The sequence below is a fragment of the Paracoccus alcaliphilus genome (assembly GCF_028553725.1).
Lineage (GTDB): Bacteria > Pseudomonadota > Alphaproteobacteria > Rhodobacterales > Rhodobacteraceae > Paracoccus > Paracoccus alcaliphilus.
In genome coordinates this window covers 1,631,029-1,655,078 of record NZ_CP067124.1, presented here as the reverse complement: position 1 = coordinate 1,655,078, position 24,050 = coordinate 1,631,029, and the positions used below count along the sequence as shown (strand labels likewise).

The following is a 24,050-nucleotide window of genomic DNA, read 5'->3' as shown; positions in this document are numbered from 1 at the left end:
CCCGGTCCGGAGAGCTCGAAAACATGGGAGGAAAAACGTGACGAACATCCTGATGCGGCCCGAATTCCAGCGCGGATTCGGCACCTATCCGTTGACCGGCGGCGCGCTGCGCGAGGCGGTCCATGCCGCCATCGAGGTCGGCTATCGCGCCTTCGACACCGCGCAAAGTTACGCGAACGAAGCCGATACCGGCGCCGCGCTGGCCGATTGCGGCATTCCGCGCGACCAGCTTTGCATCACCACCAAGGTGCGGCCCGAGAATTTCGACGAATCGGGCTTTCTGCCTTCTGTCGAGGACAGCCTGCGGGCCTTGCGGGTCGAGCGGGTCGATCTCCTGCTGCTGCACTGGCCGCCGGCGGGCGGCGATATCGCGCCGTCGCTGCGGTTGCTGCAAAAGGCCCGCGAGGCCGGGCTGGCCGCCCATATCGGCGTGTCGAACTATACCGCAGCCATGATGCGCGCGGCGAAGGCGCTGGTCGACGCGCCGCTGGTCACGAATCAGGTCGAGTTTCACCCGCTGCTGGATCAGTCGCGGCTGCTGGCGGCGGCGAAAGATACGGGCATCCCGCTGTCTTCCTATTGCTCGCTGGCGCGGGGCGAGATCTTCAAATACCCGCTGATGGCCAAAATCGGCGCTGCATATGGCAAATCCGCCGCTCAGGTCGCGCTGCGCTGGATCGCGCAGAAGGGGCTGGCGATGAATACCATGTCCACCAAGCCGGAAAACATCCGGGCGAATTTCGACATCCTGGATTTCACGCTGTCGGCGGAGGACATGGCGCGGATCGACGCGCTGGGGGCGACAAACTACCGGATCGTGGACCGTGACCGGGTGCCCTTCGCGCCCGAATGGGACTGACACGACAGGGGCGCGACGGCAGCCGCGCCCCTGTCAGCGATTGCCCCGGATCAGGTCCGAGGCGCGTTCCGCGATCATGATCGTCGGCGCGTTGGTATTCGATCCGACCAGCGACGGCATGACCGAACTGTCGCAGATCCGCAGCCCGTCCAGCCCGTGGACCCGCAGCTGCGGATCGACCACCGCCATCTCGTCGCGCCCCATCTTGCAGGTGCAGGTCGGGTGATAGGAGGTGCGGCCATATTGGCGGGCATAGGCCTCGTAATCCGCCTGCGTGCGCACATTTGCAGCGGGAAAGCGGGTCTCGCGGATGTATTTCCCCAGCGAATGCTGGCTGAAGATCTCGCGGCTGATCCTGATACCCTCGGTCGAGATGCGCAGATCCTCTGGCTCGGCCAGGAAGTTCGGATCGACCACCGGCGCATCGCGCGGATCGGAAGACCGCAGCGTCACCGTCCCCCGCGATTTCGGCCGCAGCGTATAGCTGTTCAGCGTGATCCCCGAAGACCCCTTCGGCACCGAGGGCACGCCGGCCTCGGCCCCCGCCCCGGCAAGGAAATGGAATTGCAGGTCCGGGCAAGGCGCGTCGCGGTCGGCATACCAGAAGGCCCCCGCCTCGACCACGTTCGAGGTCACCGGCCCGGATCTGAAAAGCGCATATTGCAGCCCCGCCCACAGCATCCAATGCGGCTTGCCATAGCGGTCGAGGCTTTCGTGCCCCTTCAGTTCCGCCACGATGTCGATGCCGAAATGATCCTGAAGGTTCTGACCCACGCCGGGCAGGTCCTGCATCACCTCGATCCCGTGGCTGCGCAGGTGATCGGCGGGCCCGATCCCCGACAGCATCATCAGCTTGGGCGTGCCGATGGCGCCCGAGGTCACGAGAACCTCTTGCGCCGCGCGCGCCACCACCGGCTGGCGGCCCTTGCCCAGCACATATTCGACGCCGACCGCGCGCCGCCCCTCGAAGACCAGCCGCAGCACCGCCGCCCCGATCAGCAGCGTCAGGTTGGGGCGCGACAGCGCGGGGCGCAGATAGCCCACCGCGGTCGAGCAGCGGCGGTTGTCGCGCGTCGTCGTCTGATAGAGCCCCGCCCCTTCCTGATGCGGGCCGTTGAAATCGGGATTATGGGGGATGCCGATTTCCTGACAGCTTTGCACGAAAGCCCGGCTGAGCACGTTCGGATGCGGCAGGTTCGACACGCCCAGGGGCCCGTCCGTGCCGTGCCATTCGCCCGACAGGATCGAATTGCCCTCGGACTTGCGGAAATAGTGCCGGACTTCTTCCGCGCCCCAGCCCTCGGCCCCTTCCTCGACCCAGCGGTCGTAATCCGAAGGATGGCCGCGCGTGAACACCTCGGCATTGATCGACGAGCCGCCACCCAGAACCCGCGCCTGCGCATAGGGGATTTCGCGGTTGTTGGCGTGGCGCTGCGGCGCGGTGGTCAGCCCCCAGGTCAGCGGCCCGGTGGTCATCTTGGCAAAGCCCACCGGCATGTGGATCAGCGGATGGCTGTCACGGCCCCCGGCCTCGATCAGGCAGACCCGCGCCTCGGGGTTTTCTGACAGCCGCGCCGCCATGACGCAACCGGCCGAGCCGCCGCCGACGATCACATAGTCAAAGCCCGTCTCCATCATCCGATCCAGTGCTTGCGCTTGCCGATCTCGACATGGACCGACTTGATCTGCGTATATTCCTCGACGCCGTAAACCCCGGCCTCGCGGCCCCAGCCCGATTGCTTGAACCCGCCCAAGGGCATTTCCGGGCCGCCCGCCATGATCGTGTTGACCCAGAACCGCCCGGCGCTGACCCGCCGCGTCACCACCAGCGCCTTGTCCAGATCCTTGGTCCACAGCGAGGCCGCCAGCCCGTAGACCGTATCATTGGCGATGGCGATGGCCTCGTCCACCGTCTCGAAGCGGAAGGACGACAGGACCGGGCCGAAGATCTCGTCCCGCGCGATGGCCATGTCGCGGCGCACGCCGGAAAACAGCGTCGGCGCGATGAAGCGGCCCGCGCCGATCTCCAGCACCTCGCCGCCGGTCAGCAGGCGCGCACCCTCGTCGCGGCCCTTGGCGATATAATCGAGGATCGTGCGGTTCTGCGCCTCGGTGGTGATGGCGCCGACCTGGGTGGCCTCATCCAGCGGATCGCCGATGCGGATGCGGGCCATCTTCTCGACCAGCAGGCGCTCGAATTCATCGGCGACCGAGGCCTCGACGATCAGCCGGCTGGAGGAGACGCAGCATTGCCCGGTATTGAAGCTGATCCCGAAGGCGGCGGCGTCGGCGGCGTCCTCAAGATCGCTGTCGGCAAAGACGATGATCGGGTTCTTGCCGCCCAGTTCCAGCCCCAGCTTCTTGAAATTGCTGTCGGCGGCGGCATGGACGCAGGACCGCCCCATCCCGGTCGAGCCGGTGAAGGACAGCATGTCGATATCCGCGTGCTCGGCCATCGCCTGCCCGACGCTGCGGCCGGGTCCGGTGACGACGTTGTAGACGCCCTTCGGCAACCCGACCTCGGTCAGGATCTCGGCAAGGATCAGCGTGGTGGCGCTGGTCACCTCGGACGGCTTCACCACCATCGTGCAGCCCGAGGCGAGGATGAAGGGCACCCGCTCGCACAGGATCAGGAAGGGGAAGTTCCACGGCGTGATCAGACCGACGACGCCGATGGGCTCGCGCAGGACCATGCCGAAGAGCCCGTCCCCCAGCGAGTTGAAGCTGTCGCCATGCAGCAGGCGGGCGGCACCGGCGGCGGTCTCGAAACAGGCGATGCAGCCTTCGATCTCGGCGCGGGCCTGGGCGATGGGCTTGCCGTTTTCCAGCACCTCCCAATAGGCGACCTCGTCGCGGCGCCGGCGCAGGATTTCGGCCGCGCGCAGCAGCACGCCCGCGCGTTCGCCGCCCGAGATCCCGGCCCAGCTGCGATCCTCGAAGGCGCGACGCGCGGCGGCAACGGCATCGTTCAGGTCGTCGGTGGTGCAGCGCGCCACCCGCGTCACCGGCACGCCATGCGCGGGCGAGCGTTGTTCGGCCAATTCGCGGCCGTGGCGCCATTCGCCGTCGATGAAAAAGCCGAACTCGCGCGGGGTCTCGGGCAGGGAAAGGGTGCGGGCGATCTGGTCCATCGTTTCAGGTTCCTCGGGAATGCTGCGGTGTCAGTCTTGCGAAATGACGATCTGGGTCTTCAGGTCGGCGGGCCGGTCGGCCAGGGTCTCGAACGCCTCCTGAATGCGGTCCAGCGGATAGGATGCGGTGGTGAAGGCATCGGTGCGGAAGCGCCCATGCGCCAGCAGCGCCAGCGCATCATGCATGTCCTGCCCCATCCCCGCGACCGAGCCCTTGAGGCTGTTTTCCTCAAGAATCGTGCGCAGGATCGGCACCGGAACGGCGGCCTCGGGACCGGTCAGACCGAAGAAGGCGACATGGCCGCCCTTGCGGATCAGATCGAAGGCGGTGGCGTAAAGCGCCGGGTGGCCGACGCTTTCGATCACCAGATCCGCGCCCCTTCCATCGGTCAGGTCCAGAACGGCGGGTTTCAGTTGCGCGGGATCGCTGATCGCGGCATCCGCGCCGGCCTCAAGCGCCATCGCGCAGCGCTCAGACGACAGGTCGGCCACGATGATCGGCGCGGCGCCGACCAGCCGCATCATCTGCACATGCAGGTTGCCGACCGGCCCCGCGCCCAGCACCACGACCGATTGCGCGATACCCGCGCCCGCCTTGCGGGCGGCGCGGACGACGCAGGCGACCGGCTCGGTCAGGGCGAGGATTTCGGGCGCGACATCTTCCGGGGCCGGAATGACCAGCCGCCCCGGCAGCGCCACGAATTCGGCGAAGGCGCCATCGCGGGTGATGCCAAGCTGCGCCATGTCCGGGCAGTTCAGCACCTCGTTGCGACGGCACCAGTAGCAGTGCCCGCAGCCGATATTGATGTCGGCCACCACCATCTGGCCGGGGGTCAGGTGGCGCTGGTTCGCGCCGACCTGTTCGATGGTGCCGCAGAATTCATGGCCGGGAATGATCGGCAGGTCGTCCGCCGCGTAACGGCCATGGAACATGTGCAGGTCGGTGCCACAGATGCCGGTCCGGGTCACGCGGATCAGCACCTCGTCGGGGCCGATCTGCGGGCGCGGCACCTCGCGCAGCTCGAAACGGTGCGGGGCGACAAGGACGGCGGCTTGCATCATGGTCATCTCATTTCGCCGTGCGCAGCTTGGATCGGTCGATGGTCAGCGCGATGGCCGCGATCAGGACCAGCCCGAACAGCATCTGCTGCTGGGTCGCCTCGATCCCCAGATAGAGCATCGAGGCCCGGATCACCGCCACGATCAGCGTGCCGATCAGCGTGTTCAGCACCCCGCCGACGCCGCCGGTCAGGGGCGTGCCGCCGACCAGAACCGCAACGATGGCAGGCAGAAGGAAGCCGTTGGCGATGGTCGGCGCGCCGCCCGACAGCTTGACCGAGAACAGCAGCCCCGCAATCGCCGCCAGCGCCCCGGAAATCGCGAAGGCCAGCATCTTGTAGCGCCCGACATTGATCCCCGAAGCCTTCGCCGCAGGCTCGCCCGCGCCGACGGCCTTCAGCACCCGGCCAAGGATGGTGCGGCGTTCGATGAACAGGCACAATGCCAGCAGGGCGGCGGCCAGAAGCAGCTCGTTCGGGACGATGCCGGTGCGGCCGATCATCCAGCCGAAAACGGCATTGCGCTGCTCGGCATCCATGTTCAGCGCCCGGTTGCCCGACAGCCATTGCGCCACCGAAAAGCAGATCCCGCCCACGGCCAGCGTCGAGATGAAGGACGGCACGAACATCCGCGTGGTCAGGAAGCCCGACAACATGCCAAGCCCGAAACCCGCCGCGATGCACAGCACCGCCACCCATGCGCCCATCGAGGCCAGATAGACCGAGGCGATGACCGTGATCATGTTGGCCATCGACTGCACCGACAGGTCGATCCCGCCGATATAGATCGCGAAGGTCAGCCCCAGCGCCATGATGAACAGGGGCACGATATCGCCTGCGAGGTTCAGCAGGTTCACCGGGCGGAGGAAGTTCGGATCGACGATGCCGACGATGGCGGTCAGGACCAGAAGGGTGATCCAGGGAAGATGCGGTTTGATGCGTTGCATGGTCATCTGCGCCTCAGATCATGTGATGGAGAAGGTCGAAAAGCGACGGCTTGGCGCCCGGTTGACAGTCGAAACGCTGCTGGATCTCGCCATCCTTCAGGACAACGATGGTGTGGGACAGGCCTATGGCCTCTTCCAGCGTGTCGGCCACCAGCACGATACCGACGCCGTCGTCGCTCATGTCGCGGATCATGTCATAGACGTCTTCCTTGGCGCCGATATCCAGACCCCGCGTCGGGTGATCCAGCAGCATGATATCGGACCCACCCGAGCGCCATTTCGACAGCACCACCTTCTGCTGGTTGCCGCCCGACAGATTGCCACAATCGGCGAATTCGGAATGCGCCTTGATCGACAGCTTGCCGATCCAGTCCCGCGCCAGCGCCTTTTCGCGCCCGACATCGATCACGCCCGCCTTGGAATAGCGGCCAAGCTGAGACAGGGTCATGTTCTCATAGACGTTCATGCCCGCCACGATGCCCTCGACCTTGCGTTCGCGCGGCACATAGCCCACGCCCATCGCGACCGAGCGGCGGGGGTTGAAGCCGCGAAGCGCCTGCCCTTTCATCTCGAAACGGCCCGAAACCGGCGTCAGCATCCCATAGATCGTGCGCAGGATCGCCTCGCGGCCCGAGCCTTCGGTGCCGACCAGACACAACACCTCGCCTGCGTGCAACGTCAGGTTCAGTTTGTGCGGACGGCCACCCGGCAAGACGACATCGCGCATATCGAACAGCTTGCGTGCAGCGTCATAGGGCTTCTGGCGCTGTTCACGGTAATATTCGCGATCCACATGGCGGCCGACCATCTTGTGCTGGATCGCCTCGGCACTGGCCTCTGCCTTGCCGACGACATCCATCACCTGCCCGTCCTTCATCACATAGATGCGGTCGGACAACTCCATCACCTCGTCCATGCGGTGGCTGACGAAGATGAAGGACGCCCGGCTGGTCAGTTCGCGGACCAGCTTGAACAGCAGCTTCACCTCTTCCTCGGACAGGACCGAGGTCGGCTCGTCCAGCAGGATGACCAGATCGCCCTCGACCCGTTCCTCCAGCGTCAGCACCTTGGCCAGTTCCACCAGTTGCCGCTGCGCGAAGGACAGGGCCGAGGTGGTCATGGCCGGGTCGATGTCCAGCCGCACCTTGGCCAGCTGCTTCTTCGCCGCCTCGGCCATCGCCTTCCAGTTCACCACGCCAAGACGGGTGAACTGCGCCTCGTAACCCAGAAAGATGTTCTCCATCACCGTCAGGTTCGGGATCAGGGATTGCTCCTGAAACACCATGCCGATGCCGCGCTTCATCGCCTGACGGGGATTGGCGAAATGCACCGGCTTGCCGTCGATCAGGATCTGGCCGCCATCGGGCTGATAGGCGCCGTAGATCACCTTCATCAGCGTCGATTTCCCGGCGCCGTTCTCGCCCACCAGCCCGACGATCTCGCCGCGCTTGATGTGGAAGTCGATGGATTTCAACGCGTGGACGCCGGGGAATTTCTTGTCGACCGAGCTCAGCTGATACATGGCGGCCTCACTTCGCGAAACTGACAAGGCGACGGTCGGTGGACAGCACGACCGCGATGATGACAAGGACGCCCAGCAAGCCGTCCTGCAGGTAGCTGGGCAGGCCGATCACGACCATGCCGTTGCCGATGACATTGACGATCAGCACGCCGACGACCGCGTTCAGGACGCCGCCGATCCCGCCCCACAGCGCGACGCCGCCCACGACGACCGAGGTGATGGCGATGAACATCAGGTTCGCGCCGGTCACCGATTCCGCCTGTCCCAGCCGCGCCACCTGGAAAATCGCCGCGATGGCATAGAAGACCCCGGCCAGCGCAAAGCCCGCAAGACGCACCCGGCGGACATTCACGCCCGAGGCATGGGCCAGTTCCTCGCCGCCGCCGACGGCATAGAAATTGCGGCCAAGCGTCGTGTGGTTCTGGATGAACCATGCCAGCAGGATCAGCAGGATGGCGATATGGACCATCAGCGGAAAGCCAAGGATCCGCCAGGTCAGCAGGGCGCGGAACACATCGTCATTGATGCGCACAATATCGCCCCCTGTGACCAGCACTGCCGCGCCAGTGCCGACAAAACCCATCGCCAGACTGGCCATGAAGGACGGGATTTGCAGCCGCACATGCACATAGCCCGTCAGCAAGCCGTATAGGGCCCCGCAGATCAGGATCGCCGGAATGGCCAGCCACGCGCCCGCGCCCAGGGATCCGCCCAGTTTCAGGAAGATCAGGCAGAACAGCACCGCGCACAGCGACACCGCCCCCTCCATCGACAGGTCGATGGAACCCATGACGATGATGAAGGTCACGCCAAGCGCCACCATCATCGGCGGCGTCGCGGCCAGCGCGATCCGGGCAAGGTTGCGCTGCGTCAGAAAGGCCGGGTTGATCGCCGTGAACAGGACGACCAGCCCCAGCAATACCAGCGCCGGCGCCCATCGGATGACATTCTCGCGGGTGAGCTTGCTATTCAACGCAGTTCTCCTCAACACTGCCCTGCCGCGCGCCCGGACAGGGCGGCGGGGAAGACCGGCACGCGGTCGACCCATGGGTTTTCAGATATCAGCGATACTGGATCTGGCCGTTGCTGGGGCCCCAGAAGTCTTCCCAGTCATATTCCGGCGTGGAATCCAGATATTGCGCCTGGAACTCTGCCGCGTCGGCTTGCGTGATCAGCACCGTCGGACCATAGAATTCGCGATGTTCCTGCGGTTCCTCGGACGGCTTGAACGTGCCGATGGCCGCATGATAGGCCAGCGCCGCCGAGATACCGCCGCCCCAGAAGGGATTGGTAAAGACCGTCGCCAGAAGCTGACCGTCCATCACCAGCTTCACCGCCTCGGGGTTCCCGTCATAAGCGACGATAGGCATATCGGTGATGCCTTCGGCCCGCAGCGCCTCGATCACGCCATAGGCGATGTTGTCGGCGGCGCAATGAACCCCGGTGATCCGGTCGCCATAGCGAGTCAGGAAGGACGACATCAGTTGCGCGGCCTTGGTGGTGTCCCAATCTGCGGGCTGGGCGTCCAGAAGTTCGATCTCGGGGAAGTCCGCCAGCGCGTTATGCAGCCCGGCCAGCCGCTCGACCGCCGGGTTGTTGGCGGCGATGCCGCCCAGATGCACGACGCCGCCGCTGCCGCCCATTGCCTCGAACAGGATGCGGGCGGTCTGCTCGGCCGGCTGCTCGTCCGACCAGGTCATGTGGCTGACATAGTTGTCGCCGAAATCCCAGGGGTGCAGATCGTCGGTCTTGTTCCAGATGGTCGAGATATAGGCCCCCGCCGCCGCCACGGATTCGACGATCGGGCGCGCGTTCGGGCTGTCGTTCGGATCGCAGGCGATGGCGCAGTTGCCGTTCGTGCGGGCCAGGAAGGTCCGGATGTCGGACAGCGACTTCTCGGATGATCCTTCGCTGATCAGGCTGACCAGATCGGACTTGCTGCGCCCGATGGACTCGACGAAGGCTTCGCCGCCCGACAGGACCGAGTTCCAATATGCGGATGCACGGTCGCGATAGCTCCAGGCGATGGTCGGATCGGTCAGCGCGGCGCGCGCCTGACCGCGGCCGAATGCGCCTGGAACCGCCATCGTCGCCATGCCAGCCGCACCGGCCAACAACAGCTTGCGACGGCTCATGACCTCATGGTCGATAAAATCCTTGATGAACGTGGACATTCCCAGCCTCCCCTAAAGCGCCGCCAAGGTCTCTCCTCAGACCCACGGATGGCAGACACGACCAATCTATGCACTAACTGGTTACTTGTTATTCGCAACGCGAGTCAAGAAAAATCATTAACCGGATAGTGCATTAATTTGGCGCCAACGCCTTGCACCGGGCATGGACTGCTATAACTTTCGCAGGGACGACATTGGACGAGCAAAGAATTATCGGAGACGCAGCGTGACCGCAGAAGCCAAGCCGCAACAGCGCACCAAGCCCCGCATCCGCGACGCCGAAGCGACCAAGGCGCGAATCCTCAAGGCCGCGCTGAACGAGTTTTCCCGCAATGGCCTGGGTGGTGCGCGGGTGGACGTGATCGCCGACAAGGCAAGCGCGAACAAGCGGATGCTGTATCACTATTTCGGCAGCAAGGAAGAGTTGTTCCAGACCGTGCTGGAAAACGCCTATATCGCCATCCGCGACGCCGAGCAGAAGCTGGATCTGGACCACCTGCCCCCGAAAGAGGCGCTGGAACGGCTTGTCCGCTTCACCTGGGAATATTACCTGAAACACCCCGAATTCATCACGCTGGTCAACAGCGAGAACCTGCACCGGGCCAAGCACCTGAAGAAATCCGAGATCGTCAAGATCTACAGCCGCCGCTTCGTGTCGATGGTCGATACGATCCTGAAGCGCGGGATCGCCAGTGGTGAGTTCAGGTCCGGCATCGATCCGGTTCAGTTGAACATCACCATCGCCGCCATCGGTTATTATTATCTGACCAACCGCTACACCGGCTCGATCATCTTCGAGCGCGACCTGATGGCGAAAGAGGCGCTCGAGGAGCGCCTCCGCTTCAATATCGACACGATCCTGCGCCTGGTCAGCGCCTGACCGGCTTCAGATTCCGCTGGACAGGCCGAGGCTGCGAAGCGCCGCCTCGGCGCATTCCGCATCCTCGTGTCCCTGCGCCCCCGACACACCGATCCCACCGATGACGGCCTTCTCGTGACAGATGGGCAGGCCGCCCTGCCAGGTGATCAGCCGGGGCCGGTTCGCCAGCCCCACCCGAAGCTCGTCGGTGCCATTCATCCGCGTGAAGAAATCCCGCGTCGAGCGTCGCATCGTGGCGGCCGTGAACGCCTTGTCGGCCGCGAAACCCAGCGTCGCAGGCGCCACCCCGTCCATGCGCGCCGAGGCCAGCACCTCTCCGCCGGGATCGGCTACGACCACGGCCACCGACCAGCCGCGGGACGCGGCATGGTCGAGCACATGATGAACCAGTTGCAAAGCCGGTGCCGATCTCAGCACCGGCTTCATCTCGATCAGGCTCGCGTTGCCCTCCACGCCTAGCCCCATTTGCTGGGAAGCCAGGTGATGATCGGCGGAAACACGACCATGATCGCCACCAGCACCAGAAGCATGATGAAGAAGGGGATGGTCGCCATAAAGACCCGTTCCATCGGCAACCGCGACACCAGCGCCACGCCATACAGGGCCACGCCGACGGGCGGGGTAATCAGGCCCAGCACGCAAACGATGCAGAACAGCACACCCAGATGCAGAGGATCGATTCCGAAGGCAGCAACCAGCGGGGTAATGGCCGGAACCAGCATCAGGATGATCGGCGTGGCGTCCATGAACAGTCCCAGCACCAGCACCACCAGCAGAATGGCAATGAACACCAGCATCGGGCTTGACACCATGTCCGAGACGTTCTGCGCCAGCATCATCGGAATCTGCTCGCGCGCGATGATCCAGGCATCCAGCCCCGAAACCGAAACCACCAGCATCAGCGCCCCGACGGCGGTGGCGGTATGGACCAGACTGCGATAGAAATCGCCGAAGTTCAGCTTGCGATAGACGATGCCAAGAAAGATGACATAGACGACGGCGATGGCGCTCGCCTCGGTCGGTGTCAGCGCGCCCGAGAAGATGCCGCCGATCACCAGAACCGGGGTCAGCATCACCAGCGAGGCGCGCCAGAAGGTCGTCAGCATCCGGTGAAACGAGAACGGCTCGCCCCGGCCATAGCCCCGGCGCGCACTCAGCCAGCCCACCGTGATCATCAGCGAAGCGGCCATGAGAAGACCCGGCACCACCCCGCCCAGAAACATCTTGCCGATCGAGACATTGGCCGTCGCCCCATAGATGATCATGATGATCGAGGGCGGGATGACGGGTGCCATCGTCGCCGAACTCAGCGTGACGGCAGCGGCGAAATTCGCGTCATAGCCCCGCTCGCGCATCGCGGAAACGGTCATCTTTCCGACCCCGACCGCATCGGCGGCGGCCGAACCCGACATGGCCGAAAAGACCATCGAGGCCAGCACCGCCACATAACCAAGGCCGCCCCTGACATGCCCGATCACCGCCTGCGCGAAATCGAAGATCCGCGCCGTGGCCCCGTAACGGTTCATCAGCGCGCCCGCCAGCAGGAACATCGGCACCGCCAGCAGGATGGATTCGTTCACGGTGCCCAGCATCCGCTGCGGCGCCAGTTCCAGCGGTATGCCGCGCAGCCACAGATAGGCCACCGCCGGCGCGCCAAGCGCCACGAAGATGGGGGCACGAATGACGATAAGGACGAGGATCGCCAACAGGACCCAACTGATCATATCCCGCTCCTACTCTTCAAAATCAGGTTGCGCGCCGTCGCCGACATGCTGCCCGCGCAGAACGAAGCACATCGCATGGAAGGCCAGAAGCGTCATGCCGACCGGCAGCGCCGCCATCTGGGTCCAGGCGGGAATGCCCAGCACCGGCAGGATCTGCCCGCCATGCGACATCATCTTGAACCCCGCATAGGCAAGGATGACGGCAAGCCCGATCGAGGCCACGTCCGAGACATAGCCGAACAGCTTCTGCAGCGGCGCAGGCACATGGTTGTAAAGGATATCCACCATGAAATGCTGCGAGACATACAAGGCCCGCGCCGCGCCGACGAAGATCAGCCACGCGAACAGCAACCTTCCGGCCTCTTCGGTAAATGCCAGCGGGGCCTGCAACACGAAGCGGAACAGAACCTGCATCGCCAGCATCGCGATCAGCCCGAAAAGCGCGCAGAACAGGATCAGTCCTTCAAGGCGGACCACCCAATCCTCGATTTCGCCAATGGTTTTCGACATCAGACCCCCGCTTTCCGACGACCGCACAAGGCGGTCGTCATCTGGCCATTTGCGCGTTCGGGATTACTGCGCATCGCGGATCCGCTGGACGAGATCGACGCCATAGGTCTCGGACAGCCTGTCCACGACCGGCTGAACCTTGGCCGCGAAGGCGTCGCGGTCGACTTCGACCACGTTGACGCCGTTCTCTTTCAGATATTCGATGTCGCCTTCGAAATTGGTCCGGAACAGGTCGCGCTGCATCTCGGACACTTCGGCGAAGATCCGGTCGAATTCCTCGCGCTGCTCGGGCGACAGGGCCTCCATCGCGCGGCGATTGGCCATAACCGGCTTGAACAGGAAGAAATGCCCCGTCAGGCTGAGATTGGGCGCCTGTTCGTAGAACTTGACGTTGCGATAGCCCGAGGTGTCGTTCTCGGCCCCGTCGATCGCGCCGGTCGCCAGCGATGTATAGACCTCGCCATAGGGCATGGCCGTGGCCAGCGCACCCATCGCGTTGAAACTGTCCAGATAGACCTGGCTGCCGATCACGCGCAGCTTGCGCCCGGCGATGTCGTCGGGCGAGGTGACGGGCGTTCCACGGGTAAAAACATGGCGCAAGCCGCCGCTCCACCAGCCGAGGACCTCAAGCCCGGTTTCGGCCTCGATCTTCGCCTGGATCTCCTGACCGATCTCGCCATCCGCGACGATCCAGGGATGTTCGTCGCCATCGCGGAACAGATAGGGCAGATCGTAAATGCCGGCAGAAGGCGCAAAGGACGACAGCGAAGCCGTCGCCAGAGTCGTCATCGACAGCGCGCCGAAGCGCACCTGTTCAAGCGCGTCCGTCTCGCCGCCGATCTGGCCTTGCGGGAAAACCTGCAGGGTGATGCCGGTTTCGCCCTCGTTCAGCCGTTTCGCCAGTTCCTGGAACGCGACATTCGAGGGCTCGCCCGGCGGGTTCACATGCGCGGCGGTCAGTTCAAGCGCCGTCGCATGGGTCGTGCTCAGCGCCAGCGTCAAGCCAACGGCAGCCAGTTTCGTGTGCATCATGGTCGTCCTCCTCCCATCCCGCCACGCGGGGGTTGCTTCAGTTCAGATCGAAAAACCTCAAGGTTTCGGTGACTTGCCCGTCAAGGACCTCGCGTCCGGGCACGACGACGCAGCCCGCCGCCTCGGCCGCCGCAAGCAACCGTGTGCGCGCAGGTTGCATGATCATCTCGACCAGCAGCTTGCCGGGACCAAGATCGCCGGGGTCGATAGGCAGCGGATCGCCCTCGGCCATTCCGGCCGGCGAGGCGTTGACGAAGATCGTCACCTCCTGCGGGTCGATCCGCCCGATGCCGGTCTCGACCCCGGGAAACTCGCGCCGCAGCCGGCCGGCCAGATCGGCGGCGCGGCCGGGGTCCAGATCATCGACCGACAGGCGCGCGGCCCCCGCCTCGGCCAGCGCCGCCGCGACCGAGGCGCCCGCGCCCCCTGCCCCGACAAGCTGGACCGTCGCGCCGGAAACCGCGATTCCGCGCGCCCGCAGGGCGGCCACGCAGCCGATGCCGTCCAGCGCATCCCCGGCCCATTGCCCGCCCCCGATGGGACGGACGACATTCACTGCGCCCGCCGCGCGGGCACGCGGCGACAGCATCTGGCAATGATCGGCGGCCAGAGGCTTGAACGGGATAGTGACGATCAGGCCGGCAAGGTTCGGGACATGCCGCAGGGCGTCGAGGACAGGCGCCCCCTCGGCGGCGTCGATATGGAACGGGACAAAGACCGCGTTCACGCCATGCGCCACGCACCACTCCGTATAGAGCCCCGGCGACTTGACCTGCGCGATCGGATCGCCGGCGACCAGATACAGCGCGGTTTTTCCATCGATTTTCATGCTACAGCCTCGCCATGGACAATCCGCCATCGACCGGCAGGACGGCGCCGGTCACATAGGGCAGATCGCCCGCAGCAATCGCCGCGACCGCATGGGCAACATCATCGGGCCGGCCCACGCGGGGCGACAGGGTCAGGCCCTCCTCCCGGATGCGGCGCGCGTATTCCTCGATGACCGGCGCGGAAAGGTCGGTCTCGATAATGCCCGGCCGGATATCGGCGACCTGCACCCCCAAGGACGACAGCTTCAGCGCGAAGGCCTTGGCGACCATCGCGACGGCCGCTTTCGAGACGCAATATTCCGCCTTGTTCAGCGATGCCGCCTCGGCATTGGCCGAGGAGATGAAGATCAGCGAGCGATGCCGCCCCTCGTCGTCGCGACCGGCAAGCCGCCGGGCAAATTCCTGCGCAAGGAAGAACGGGCCACGCGCATTCGCCGCCATGCAGTGATCGAAGCTGTCCGGTTCGACATCCAAAATATCGGACCTGCGAAGCGGGCCCACACCGGCGTTGCAGACAAGAGAGACAATCGGCCCAAGCTGCATCTCGACCTGATCCAGAACGGGTCGGTGGTTTTCAGGCCTCGCCATGTCTCCCGCAACGGAGATTGCGCTGGCGCCGGTTGCGCGGACGGCTTCAAGCGCGCGGGACATGCTGGTCCCCTGCTCACGCCCGTTAATCGCAACAGCAAAGCCGCGGGCAGCCAGCTTCAAAGCGATCGCGAATCCGATCCCTCGCGTCGATCCGGTCACCAAGACTGCGCCTGGGTGCGCCTCACTCCTCCCCATCCGATTACCTCTGCTTCACAACCAAGCGCGATCGGTTGGATAAGCCACTCATTGATCCCTCCCCATAAGTAACTATCTAGCTGGTTACATATGAGAGAACGACACGTCAAGATTTTTGTCATTACGGCAGAATCGCTGCGCCAACAGCTTTCAGGCCTGTGGCTTTGCTGTCCTTGCGGTCGTGGTTGCGGATGACGAGTTGGCGACCATGCCTGCGATCCGCCGCACGCTTGGCTATTATACCGGCGCGGAGCGCACCACTGTGCTGCTGCGTCCCGCCGATTACGGGCGGCAGGCGATCGGCCATTTCAGCCTGTTCCACGACAGCCATGCACAGGGCTTTTGGCGCGAGACGCTGATCTGGTTGCGGGACGGGCGCAACCCCTGGCCGCATCACGTCACGCTGCGGGTGGGGTCTCGGTCAGATGGCGAAACAGGCTCTGCGCCGGAGCGGAAAGCTCGGTGCCGGCCCTGATGCAGACCGACAGGCGCCGCAGCGCCCAACCGTCAGCCAGCCGGATGATCGCGATGCCCGAGCTCCGCTTCATGCGCCGGGCGGCGGTCTGGGGCACGATGCCGATGCCGGTGCCCGCACCGGCCATGCGGCAGATGGCCTCGAAGCTCCGCAACCTGACGCGATAGCGCAACTGCCATCCCATCGCCGCCGCCTGCGCCGCGATGTGATCCTGAAGCGCGCTGCCGGACAGCCCGATGAAATAGCGCCCGGCGAGATCGGCAAGGCGAACCTGCCGCGACCCCGCCAGCGCATCATCCTGCGCCGTGACGACGACCAGCCGGTCCTGGGCAAAGGGGCGCAGGACCAATCCGTCCTGTGCCGCCCTGTCTGACAGGATGCCGATATCGGCAAAGCCCGCCGCCACGCTGCGGGCGATCTCGGTGCTCTGGCGCTCCTTCAGATCGAGATCCACGCGCGGATTGGCCCCCATCCACCCGGCAAGTCGCTGCGGCAGCAGTTCGGCCATGGTGGCGGTATTCGCCAACAGCCGGACGGTCGAGCGCAGGCCGGTCGCATATTCGCCGAGTTCCCCGCGCATCATGGCCATCTGGCGGGTGATCAGCCGCGCATGATGGACCAGCGCCTCGCCCGCCTCGGTCAGTGTCACGCCGCGCCGCCCGCGTTCCAGCAGCCTGACGCCGCCGGACAGTTCCATGTCCCGCAGCCGCTCGCTGGCGGCGGGCAGCGACAGTCCGGCATCTGCAGCGCCATGGGTGATGCTGCCGGCGTCGGCCACGGCAAGAAACAGGCGAAGGTCGGTCAGATCGAAGCGCATATGCACAGCGTAACGCAGAACCAGCCTTCGGAACAGCCGAAGCCTGACTGCGGCAGTTCCGCATTGCCGGGTGCTGCTCTTCCTCTATGCAGGACCGATGACAGATTTGACCATTCCACTGATCGCCTTTACCTTCCTTGCCGCCGGGATCGTCAAGGGCGTCACCGGCATGGGCCTGCCCACACTCGCCATGGGTGTTCTTGGCGCGCTGCTGTCGCCTCTGGCTGCTGCGAGCCTGCTGATCGTGCCCTCCATGGTCACCAATCTCTGGCAGCTTCTGGCCGGTCCCCGCATCGGCGTATTGGCCCGGCGGCTCTGGTCGATGATGGCGGCCAGCGTGGTCGGCACACTGGTTGCCGCCCCGCTGCTGACCGGCGGGAAGAGTGGAGCGACGACGGCACTCGGCGCCACCCTGATCGCCTATGCGCTTTATACCCTGTTCGCGCCGCCGTTTCGGGTGCCGCAGGCCAGCGAAGGCTGGCTGTCGCCCCTGATCGGCCTGATCACCGGAATGATTGCGGGAGCGACCGGCGTATTCGTCATTCCGGCCGTTCCTTACCTGCAGGCACTTGGCCTGGAAAAGGACGACCTGGTCCAGGCGCTCGGCATGTCGTTCACGACATCGACCATCGCTCTGGCGCTTGGTCTGGCCTCGCATCAGATCTGGCAGATCGATCAGCTTGGGCTTCCCGTGCTGGCCGTCGCCCCAGCGCTGATCGGCATGTGGGCGGGGCAGGTCCTGCGCCGGGCCGTCAGCCCGGCGGCCTTCCGGCGCTGGTTCCTGATCATGCTCGCTCTGCTGGGAGGGGAGATGCTGTTGCGTGGCGTGGTGTGAAACGGCGTAAGCAGCAAGTTGATGAGACGCGGATCAGGGCGAGATGCCGCTACAGGCACGAATGGCCGGTTCAAGTGCTGCGTTGCAATACCCCATTCGACCCAGTCGGCGGCAAAGGACCGTACCTTCGGCTGCTCGGCGGCGCGCAAGAAGGGCCCGGCGGTCTGCACGAACATGGCGGTGATCCGTCGCGAAGACCTGGATGGCGCGGTGCTGAACGCCCTCGAACATCACCTGATGGATCCGGAGGTGGTACAGATCTTCTGCGAGGAATATGCGGCGGAACGCAATCGCCTGCAGGCCCAGGCCAATGCCGGTCGCACCGGGTTGGAAAAGGAGCTGCGTCAGGTCACGGGCGACCACAAGAAGCTGGTCGATGCGATCATCGCCGGGGTCCCGGCCGACCAGGTCAAGGACCGGATGATCGAGTTGGACAACCGCCGGAAAGACCTGGAACGACAGCTGTCGGCCTCCCCAGCCCCGGACCCGGTCCGGTTTCACCCGAGCATGGCCAAGACCTATCGCGACCGCATCGGCCAGTTGATCCGCGGCATGTCGCATGCCGGAGAAATCGATGAGGCCAAGGAGGCACTTCGGGCGCTGGTCGAAATGATCGTGCTGTCGCCAAAGCCGGATGGCGAGGGCCTGGTGATCGACCTGCATGGCGCCCTGGCCGGGTTGCTGCGGCTGGCGACCGGTCGGCCCGCGCATGCGGCCGCGAAGGGCGGACATGCGAACGCGGCCTCGGGCGGAAACCACGAGGCCATTGATAATATTGAAGAATTAGTGTTGGTTGCGGGGGCTCGAATTGGACACTGCTTCGCAATGTCGAGCGCGCTCAAACTCCCCCTACCCTGCTTCTACTAGGCGATCCGCATATCACCGTGAGGATGTGAACGCCTTCTCCGATATGCTCCATCGCACCGACGGGGAATGCCACTGACCGTGTGTTCCTCACAGGCAGCTACCGGAACGGTGCGAAAGGTCCCTCATAACCTGCTTCCAGCTCCAGTTCTCGCAGGAGTTCGCAGAAGCCGCGCCGCGTCGCAGGGTCGCTCCAGTAACCGGCGGAGAACTGGCCCCAGTCCAGCCGGGCAAGCTCGATCGGGTCGGTCATGGTCCTGCCGTCCACCGTCGGCGGATAGAAGTCGTCGTAGAGACCGTGGAAGATATCCGCCGCCTGCGCCTGCGAATAGACCATCCTGTCCGGGAATATCGCTTGCTGGTCGTAGCAGGCCGGGATCAGTCGCGACAGGCCGGCACGGAAGAACTCGGCGACATTCAGGGAAAGCGCAAGACCCGGAGGATGACGGTCGGAATCCTCGCCGAGGCCGAAATTACGGTTCGGCATCACGATCAGCATCATCAGGCTGCCGTTCGGCAGCCACCATTGGCCAAGATTCAGGGTCTGCGCGACCTTGTTGCGCTCTGCCGGGTCGTTCTGCCAATCATGGGTGAATTTGGCATGGAATCTCCGCAGGGTGGCGCGCAATTCGTCCGGTGAGAGGCGGCCGGGCGCCATCGTCACGCGCTCGCAGGCACCGCGCGGGATCTCCAGACTGTTGCGATAGCAATTGACGGGCTCGGCTGGCTGATGCGCCAGCGAAAGAACGCTCTCGTATATCTCGACGATCGCCTCGATCTCATCGTCCAGGGGGCCCGGCGGAGCGTCATGTGTCATCTCGGGCGGGGTCCAGTCGGGACTGTCGGCCCGTGTTCTGTGGAAGTTGACGAACTCCAGGCTGATCTCGTCGACGACCCCCGCATTCATCCACAGCACGCCCTGGGCCGGGGTCCAGGGAATGACCGCGCGCCGTTCTTCCGAGCCTCGCAGCGCGACCTGAAAACGTTCGCCATTCCATGTGTCGTCACGCGGCAAGCCCAATCGTTGCATGTCCAGGGGAATGCCGACATCGTGTTTCAGCGAGGACCGCGCCATGGCGTCGCCGAAAGGCTCGCCGGCCTGTATGTCAAGTTCCAGCACATCCCGCTCCTGCCCTCGACCCCACGACATGCCATGTATCATGGCCGCCACGGCGACCAGCGCAACCGTTGCGATGACAGCTGCTTTCTTCAACCTGCACCCATCACGCTTGTTATCTCGGCATACAGCAGAGGCTTCAGTTTCGGGGGGGTCGCCGCGGAAATCATCTCACCCGACCGCCACTCTCCCGGCTTGCTGAAAACATAAGAGATGAGGCTGTTTCCACTCGGCCAGTCGAACTCTTCCTTCTCCGCACGGATGAAATGCCGGACAACCTCCTTGAACCATGGCGTCCTGACATTCGGATCGGTGAAATCCCCGCCTGTAAAGTGAAAGACGAAGGGTTGCGCCATGCCGGGACCCGCGACCGGAACCGGTATCGGGGCACTGCGCGACATCGCCTGCACCATGTAGGGCAGCTTTGTTGCCGAAAGCAGCGCCCTTATTCCCGACAGCGAAGTCGTCGGGCCATTGCGGTTTCCGATACGCTCGATCACCCTTTCCAGGGCATTGATGAAGCGGCGAAATGCTGCATCGCCAGCCTGACCGCCAAGCGCGCTGAAGTCCGGCTCGGGAACGAAGTTGGGACGCAGCCGGTACATGTAGTTCTCGAGGATATGGCGTTGCTCGTGATCAATGATGGTCAATGCGCTTTCGATGTCGTTTCGGGCAATCGCCCGCAATCCGTTGCGCAGATAACCCGCGTCGAAGGATCCGAAGGTTCCTTGCGGACCATAGACTGCATGCTCCTGCGCATGGCGATCCTTGACATGTTCGACAAAGCGGTCGAAGCATTCGATGAATTCCTCGACCTTGCCCTGCTTGAAGAAATTGAAGCGCTCCTCGTGCATCTGGCAAAAATGCAGCACCGCACCAAGATCCATGTAGATCGCCAGATTGCCGTAAACCAGCCGCCGCAGACCAATGCGGGTTTCTTCATAGCCGACGTCGATCCACAGGCGTGAGACGATTTCCTGCCAGTCGAGCAGATTGGCCAGATTACCATCATTGACGATTCCGCGGCCGTCCTCCAGCACCAGATCGGCCGGCTGTCCCGGTGCGGCGCGGCTCCCCCATCCCTTCAGCGCGTCTGCCGCGGCATCCAATGCGTACCCGATATGCGTCGATCCCAGCGCGGCACCGCCTGCGAATTTCAGGCGCTTGGCTTCGCCGGTCGGCCGCATGTAGATCCGGGCATAATCCGCCGAGATCGCCCTGTTCCGGCGCCGAAAAGCCGCGAAATTCTCGACCGAGCAGCTGCTTCCTGCATCCGAACAGAGGTTCTTGACCCGCAGAACACGCCGCATGATCTCATCGTAGAGCTGTTCACACTCGCAGCGGTGGCATTCCAGGGGTTCTGCGCCGCCAGCAGCACGCCGGGTTGAGAAGCTGTTCTGGGCCCGGCCGGTCGGTTCGGCGATTTGCCTGAGTATTTTCCCATGCTGATCAAGGAAGGAAAAAATCATTCAGCCGCCTCCGGGTGCTGGTTTCGGGCGATCTCGAATGCCGTATCGTGAATCCTTGCCCATGTCGCCTGGGGAATTTCGTGGGCTAGCGGTCTGCAATCCTGCCGGCGTTCGGCGGGTTCGCGCAGCAGCCAGGATGCGGCGATGTAATCGCTGACCTCGCGTTCGGAACGAAGACCAAGCCGCGCCCTTGCATGGTGGCAAAGTTCCAGAACGAAACGCTGCGCGTCAAGAGATCCCGGCAGAAACCCATATGCCGAATTCAGCCAGTCGAGAACACGGCCGGCGAATGCATCCATCGTCGCCAGCCGCAAGGCATGGTGATCCTCTGGCTGCAGAACGAACGGACTGGGCGGTTTTCGCCCGTGCGCCTCTTCGGGAAGCGACCAGATCAGGAAACTGTCTGGATCCGCACCGCGCATCATCATCGGGCCGGCCGCCAAAAGCCGCATTCTTGTGTAGGGCGATCCGTATGTCAGCAGATATCGGGCGAAAAGCGGATTCCAGAACCGCAAGAACATCCAGTGACCGTCCTTGTCCGGCACCTGAGTGAGCTTGCGAAGCTGATGCCGCACATCGTCGAGCGACATGTCCGAGCGGATGAACACCGCTGCCCCTGCATCCCATAGCGACTGGTTGGGTCGGCCGCGGGTGAACAGGCTTCGGGTCAGTTCATCGTCTTCCCCCAGCGATACCAGCCAGGGAGCGACGGCACCAAGCTGCCCCGAGGCCGCACCGTCGAACAGGCAACTGCCGGGCAGGCCGCTTCTCGCCAGGCGAACCTCCAGATCGGGGAGCAATGCTGCATCGACAAGCGCATAGCCCTGCAAGCCGTCCGCACCCAGCACATGTTCGTGCAGCACGTCCGGGATCGATTTGCGCGGCCATTGACCGAACTGGGCATCCAAGGGTGCAACCCCCTCGAACAACGTCATTACCGGCGCTGAATTCGCTGGGGATTTCTCTTCCAGACTGAATCGGAGAAGCCAAGGATCATCGTTATCGATAAGCATGGTCGGAATCAAATTCGCGCGGTGGTTGATTAAATCTTTCTTGAATGCCGTGATACTACACGGCCTTCGACGTCGCAGGCAAGCATCGAGGCCTTTGCCTCTCGCCCCAGACGATGCTGCCCAACATGAAACGCATCCGTGTCCAGCTCACCATTGCCATGGCTGTATGCAGTCTGACTGCTCGCACTCGGAGCAAGATGCCAAGGCAACGATGAGGGCCTGCTGTCGTCACACCGCGTGCGGTCGACAGCAACGCACCGCCGTCCCAGCGTTTGCGGGCAGCCGACGGGCAAGAAACTGACCTATCGCATCATCGCCGACTGCTTCGTGCAGGCCGATCAGATCACTGATGAATGGCTGGTCCGCGACCAGGGCGCCATCGTGCGTCAGCTGGGCTGGGAACCAGTTGATTTTGCCCGCGACCTGATAGCGCGCGAGGGCGGCCCCGAACTCTGCACCAAACCGGCGCTGGCCTGACGCGGTGAAGGCGCGGATTGTGGCTGAGAGTGTCAATCGGCCCTTTAATTGCGGGTCTTCGTCAAGCGACTTTCTCTGTCCGTGCCGGGGTCATGGCCTCATGTTGATGTCCGGGTCGGGGCCTCAACGTACGCATCGCAGGTGCCTTGCGGGCCTGCAGCCGATTGAACGAGGTCACCGCGACCACCGTCCCGGCGGGACATCACAGGTCTGGCGTCAGGCCTGCAATCTCGGGGTCGGATCAGGCGGAGGTGATGCCGTCATTTCTTTCCCCCATTCGAAGACCGTGCCGTCGACCCAGATGCAATGGAGGATCACGGCCAGCTTCCGGGCCACCGCGACCTGGGCCTTCTTCATCCCGTTACGCTTGGCAAGGCGCAGGCCCCATGCCTTCAGCGCGCACCATCTCCTGGTACGATGCAGCAGGACACTGGCCGCCTCGAACAGATAGGTTCGCAGCAGCCGGTCGCCCCATCGCGACACATGGCCGTTGGTGTCGGTTTCGCCGGATTGCCTGCGGCGCGGGGTCAACCCGAGATAGGCGCCGACCGTCGCCGCGTTGCGGAACCGCGAGGGATCGTCGATCGTGTGGCGGAAGGTGAGCGCCGTTACCACGCCGATCCCCGGCACCGTCATCAGTCGGCGGGTGGTCTCGTCCTCCCTGGCGAGTTGGCGAACCCGCCGGTCCAGCCCATCCAGCTCGCCACAGACATGTTCGTGGACAGAGAGCAGCGGTCGCAGCACTGGCCACAGAAGATGCTCCTCTCCGGACATGTCCTCCACCCGGGCCCGGGCTCAAATATCGTGCTGCGCTCACCCTTTCCTACGGTGCGGGGCTACGGGTGACCTTGCCGAAGATAGACGGGATGAACCGTCATTTCTTTCCCCCATTCGAAGACCGTGCCGTCGACCCAGATGCAATGGAGGATCACGGCCAGCTTCCGGGCCACCGCGACCTGGGCCTTCTTCATCCCGTTACGCTTGGCAAGGCGCAGGCCCCATGCCTTCAGCGCGCACCATCTCCTGGTACGATGCAGCAGGACACTGGCCGCCTCGAACAGATAGGTTCGCAGCAGCCGGTCGCCCCATCGCGACACATGGCCGTTGGTGTCGGTTTCGCCGGATTGCCTGCGGCGCGGGGTCAACCCGAGATAGGCGCCGACCGTCGCCGCGTTGCGGAACCGCGAGGGATCGTCGATCGTGTGGCGGAAGGTGAGCGCCGTTACCACGCCGATCCCCGGCACCGTCATCAGTCGGCGGGTGGTCTCGTCCTCCCTGGCGAGTTGGCGAACCCGCCGGTCCAGCCCATCCAGCTCGCCACAGACATGTTCGTGGACAGAGAGCAGCGGTCGCAGCACTGGCCACAGAAGATGCTCCTCTCCGGACATGTCCTCCACCCGGGCCCGGGCTCAAATATCGTGCTGCGCTCACCCTTTCCTACGGTGCGGGGCTACGGGTGACCTTGCCGAAGATAGACGGGATGAACTGATGCGGTGGATGCCCCCACCCATCGGCATCTCTTATGCCATG

The 24,050-nt window shown here is 64.2% G+C and carries 24 protein-coding genes and 1 pseudogene; 6 read left to right on the top strand and 19 right to left on the bottom strand.

Features of this window, described 5'->3' with window-relative positions:
• Positions 1-37 precede the first annotated feature (37 nt).
• Positions 38-859, top strand: coding sequence for an aldo/keto reductase (locus JHW40_RS08410; protein WP_244519343.1), 822 nt, complete (start codon positions 38-40; stop codon positions 857-859).
• A 33-nt stretch (positions 860-892) separates the two neighbouring features.
• On the opposite strand, the gene JHW40_RS08405 is transcribed toward JHW40_RS08410, so the two are convergent.
• The 7 genes from JHW40_RS08405 to JHW40_RS08375 form a co-directional block, all read right to left on the bottom strand.
• A complete protein-coding gene (locus JHW40_RS08405; RefSeq protein WP_170851938.1) occupies positions 893-2,494 on the bottom strand; it encodes a GMC family oxidoreductase in 1,602 nt (533 codons plus the stop codon).
• Positions 2,494-3,990, bottom strand: a complete 1,497-nt coding sequence (locus tag JHW40_RS08400) for an aldehyde dehydrogenase family protein (protein ID WP_090616826.1) — start codon at positions 3,988-3,990, stop codon at positions 2,494-2,496. Before JHW40_RS08400 ends, JHW40_RS08405 begins: the two co-directional genes overlap by 1 nt.
• A 30-nt stretch (positions 3,991-4,020) precedes the next feature.
• Positions 4,021-5,052, bottom strand: a complete 1,032-nt coding sequence (locus tag JHW40_RS08395; protein WP_244519344.1) for a zinc-dependent alcohol dehydrogenase — start codon at positions 5,050-5,052, stop codon at positions 4,021-4,023.
• Between the two features lie 7 nt (positions 5,053-5,059).
• A complete protein-coding gene (locus JHW40_RS08390) occupies positions 5,060-6,001 on the bottom strand; it encodes an ABC transporter permease (RefSeq protein WP_090616830.1) in 942 nt (313 codons plus the stop codon).
• 7 nt (positions 6,002-6,008) lie between these two features.
• Entirely contained in the window at positions 6,009-7,517 is a 1,509-nt protein-coding gene (locus JHW40_RS08385) for a sugar ABC transporter ATP-binding protein (protein WP_090616832.1), read from the bottom strand.
• Positions 7,518-7,524: 7 nt separating this feature from the next.
• Positions 7,525-8,490: an ABC transporter permease gene (locus JHW40_RS08380; protein ID WP_090616834.1), complete on the bottom strand. Its 966-nt coding sequence runs from the start codon at positions 8,488-8,490 to the stop codon at positions 7,525-7,527.
• Between the two features lie 88 nt (positions 8,491-8,578).
• The gene (locus JHW40_RS08375) at positions 8,579-9,691 is read right to left on the bottom strand and encodes a sugar ABC transporter substrate-binding protein (protein WP_170851939.1); all 1,113 of its coding nucleotides are present in this window, start codon (positions 9,689-9,691) and stop codon (positions 8,579-8,581) included.
• Positions 9,692-9,917: 226 nt separating this feature from the next.
• On the opposite strand from JHW40_RS08375, the gene JHW40_RS08370 reads away from it, so the two are divergent.
• Complete coding sequence (locus JHW40_RS08370; RefSeq protein WP_090616838.1) at positions 9,918-10,571, top strand: TetR/AcrR family transcriptional regulator; 654 nt, start codon at positions 9,918-9,920, stop codon at positions 10,569-10,571.
• Positions 10,572-10,577: 6 nt separating this feature from the next.
• Here the strand turns inward: JHW40_RS08370 and JHW40_RS08365 are convergent, their stop codons facing one another.
• The 6 genes from JHW40_RS08365 to JHW40_RS08340 form a co-directional block, all read right to left on the bottom strand.
• Positions 10,578-11,024: a GlcG/HbpS family heme-binding protein gene (locus JHW40_RS08365; protein WP_170851940.1), complete on the bottom strand. Its 447-nt coding sequence runs from the start codon at positions 11,022-11,024 to the stop codon at positions 10,578-10,580.
• Between the two features lie 2 nt (positions 11,025-11,026).
• A complete protein-coding gene (locus JHW40_RS08360; RefSeq protein WP_090616842.1) occupies positions 11,027-12,295 on the bottom strand; it encodes a TRAP transporter large permease in 1,269 nt (422 codons plus the stop codon).
• A gap of 9 nt (positions 12,296-12,304) precedes the next feature.
• Complete coding sequence (locus tag JHW40_RS08355) at positions 12,305-12,805, bottom strand: TRAP transporter small permease (protein WP_139208249.1); 501 nt, start codon at positions 12,803-12,805, stop codon at positions 12,305-12,307.
• Positions 12,806-12,868: 63 nt separating this feature from the next.
• The gene (locus JHW40_RS08350; protein WP_090616845.1) at positions 12,869-13,837 is read right to left on the bottom strand and encodes a TRAP transporter substrate-binding protein; all 969 of its coding nucleotides are present in this window, start codon (positions 13,835-13,837) and stop codon (positions 12,869-12,871) included.
• A gap of 37 nt (positions 13,838-13,874) precedes the next feature.
• Positions 13,875-14,666 (bottom strand): shikimate dehydrogenase family protein, encoded by a 792-nt coding sequence (locus JHW40_RS08345; protein WP_170851941.1) that lies wholly within the window; start codon positions 14,664-14,666, stop codon positions 13,875-13,877.
• A 1-nt stretch (position 14,667) separates the two neighbouring features.
• The gene (locus JHW40_RS08340) at positions 14,668-15,453 is read right to left on the bottom strand and encodes a 3-ketoacyl-ACP reductase (protein ID WP_090616849.1); all 786 of its coding nucleotides are present in this window, start codon (positions 15,451-15,453) and stop codon (positions 14,668-14,670) included.
• A gap of 115 nt (positions 15,454-15,568) precedes the next feature.
• On the opposite strand from JHW40_RS08340, the gene JHW40_RS08335 reads away from it, so the two are divergent.
• Positions 15,569-15,928 carry a hypothetical protein gene (locus JHW40_RS08335; RefSeq protein ID WP_272849092.1) on the top strand — a complete coding sequence of 120 codons (360 nt, stop codon included), beginning with the start codon at positions 15,569-15,571 and terminating at the stop codon, positions 15,926-15,928.
• Here JHW40_RS08335 and JHW40_RS08330 read toward each other — a convergent pair.
• A complete protein-coding gene (locus JHW40_RS08330; protein WP_090616850.1) occupies positions 15,852-16,745 on the bottom strand; it encodes a LysR family transcriptional regulator in 894 nt (297 codons plus the stop codon). The genes JHW40_RS08335 and JHW40_RS08330 overlap by 77 nt on opposite strands.
• A 97-nt stretch (positions 16,746-16,842) precedes the next feature.
• Between JHW40_RS08330 and JHW40_RS08325 the strand changes: the two genes are divergently transcribed.
• Positions 16,843-17,580, top strand: a complete 738-nt coding sequence (locus JHW40_RS08325) for a sulfite exporter TauE/SafE family protein (RefSeq protein WP_090616852.1) — start codon at positions 16,843-16,845, stop codon at positions 17,578-17,580.
• Between the two features lie 21 nt (positions 17,581-17,601).
• Positions 17,602-18,447, top strand: a complete 846-nt coding sequence (locus tag JHW40_RS08320) for a hypothetical protein (RefSeq protein ID WP_139208250.1) — start codon at positions 17,602-17,604, stop codon at positions 18,445-18,447.
• 97 nt (positions 18,448-18,544) lie between these two features.
• On the opposite strand, the gene JHW40_RS08315 is transcribed toward JHW40_RS08320, so the two are convergent.
• The 3 genes from JHW40_RS08315 to JHW40_RS08305 form a co-directional block, all read right to left on the bottom strand.
• The gene (locus JHW40_RS08315) at positions 18,545-19,564 is read right to left on the bottom strand and encodes a hypothetical protein (protein ID WP_090616855.1); all 1,020 of its coding nucleotides are present in this window, start codon (positions 19,562-19,564) and stop codon (positions 18,545-18,547) included.
• 89 nt (positions 19,565-19,653) lie between these two features.
• Complete coding sequence (locus JHW40_RS08310) at positions 19,654-21,030, bottom strand: DUF2515 family protein (RefSeq protein WP_090616857.1); 1,377 nt, start codon at positions 21,028-21,030, stop codon at positions 19,654-19,656.
• The gene (locus JHW40_RS08305; RefSeq protein WP_090616858.1) at positions 21,027-22,043 is read right to left on the bottom strand and encodes a DUF4123 domain-containing protein; all 1,017 of its coding nucleotides are present in this window, start codon (positions 22,041-22,043) and stop codon (positions 21,027-21,029) included. Before JHW40_RS08305 ends, JHW40_RS08310 begins: the two co-directional genes overlap by 4 nt.
• Before the next feature lie 210 nt (positions 22,044-22,253).
• On the opposite strand from JHW40_RS08305, the pseudogene JHW40_RS08300 reads away from it, so the two are divergent.
• Positions 22,254-22,508 (top strand): annotated as a pseudogene (locus tag JHW40_RS08300) (nuclear transport factor 2 family protein); the annotation flags it as partial.
• A gap of 228 nt (positions 22,509-22,736) precedes the next feature.
• Here the strand turns inward: JHW40_RS08300 and JHW40_RS08295 are convergent.
• Both JHW40_RS08295 and JHW40_RS08290 read right to left on the bottom strand, forming a co-directional pair.
• Complete coding sequence (locus JHW40_RS08295; RefSeq protein ID WP_272849091.1) at positions 22,737-23,294, bottom strand: transposase; 558 nt, start codon at positions 23,292-23,294, stop codon at positions 22,737-22,739.
• A 62-nt stretch (positions 23,295-23,356) separates the two neighbouring features.
• Positions 23,357-23,908 (bottom strand): transposase, encoded by a 552-nt coding sequence (locus tag JHW40_RS08290; RefSeq protein WP_272849090.1) that lies wholly within the window; start codon positions 23,906-23,908, stop codon positions 23,357-23,359.
• Positions 23,909-24,050 lie beyond the last annotated feature (142 nt).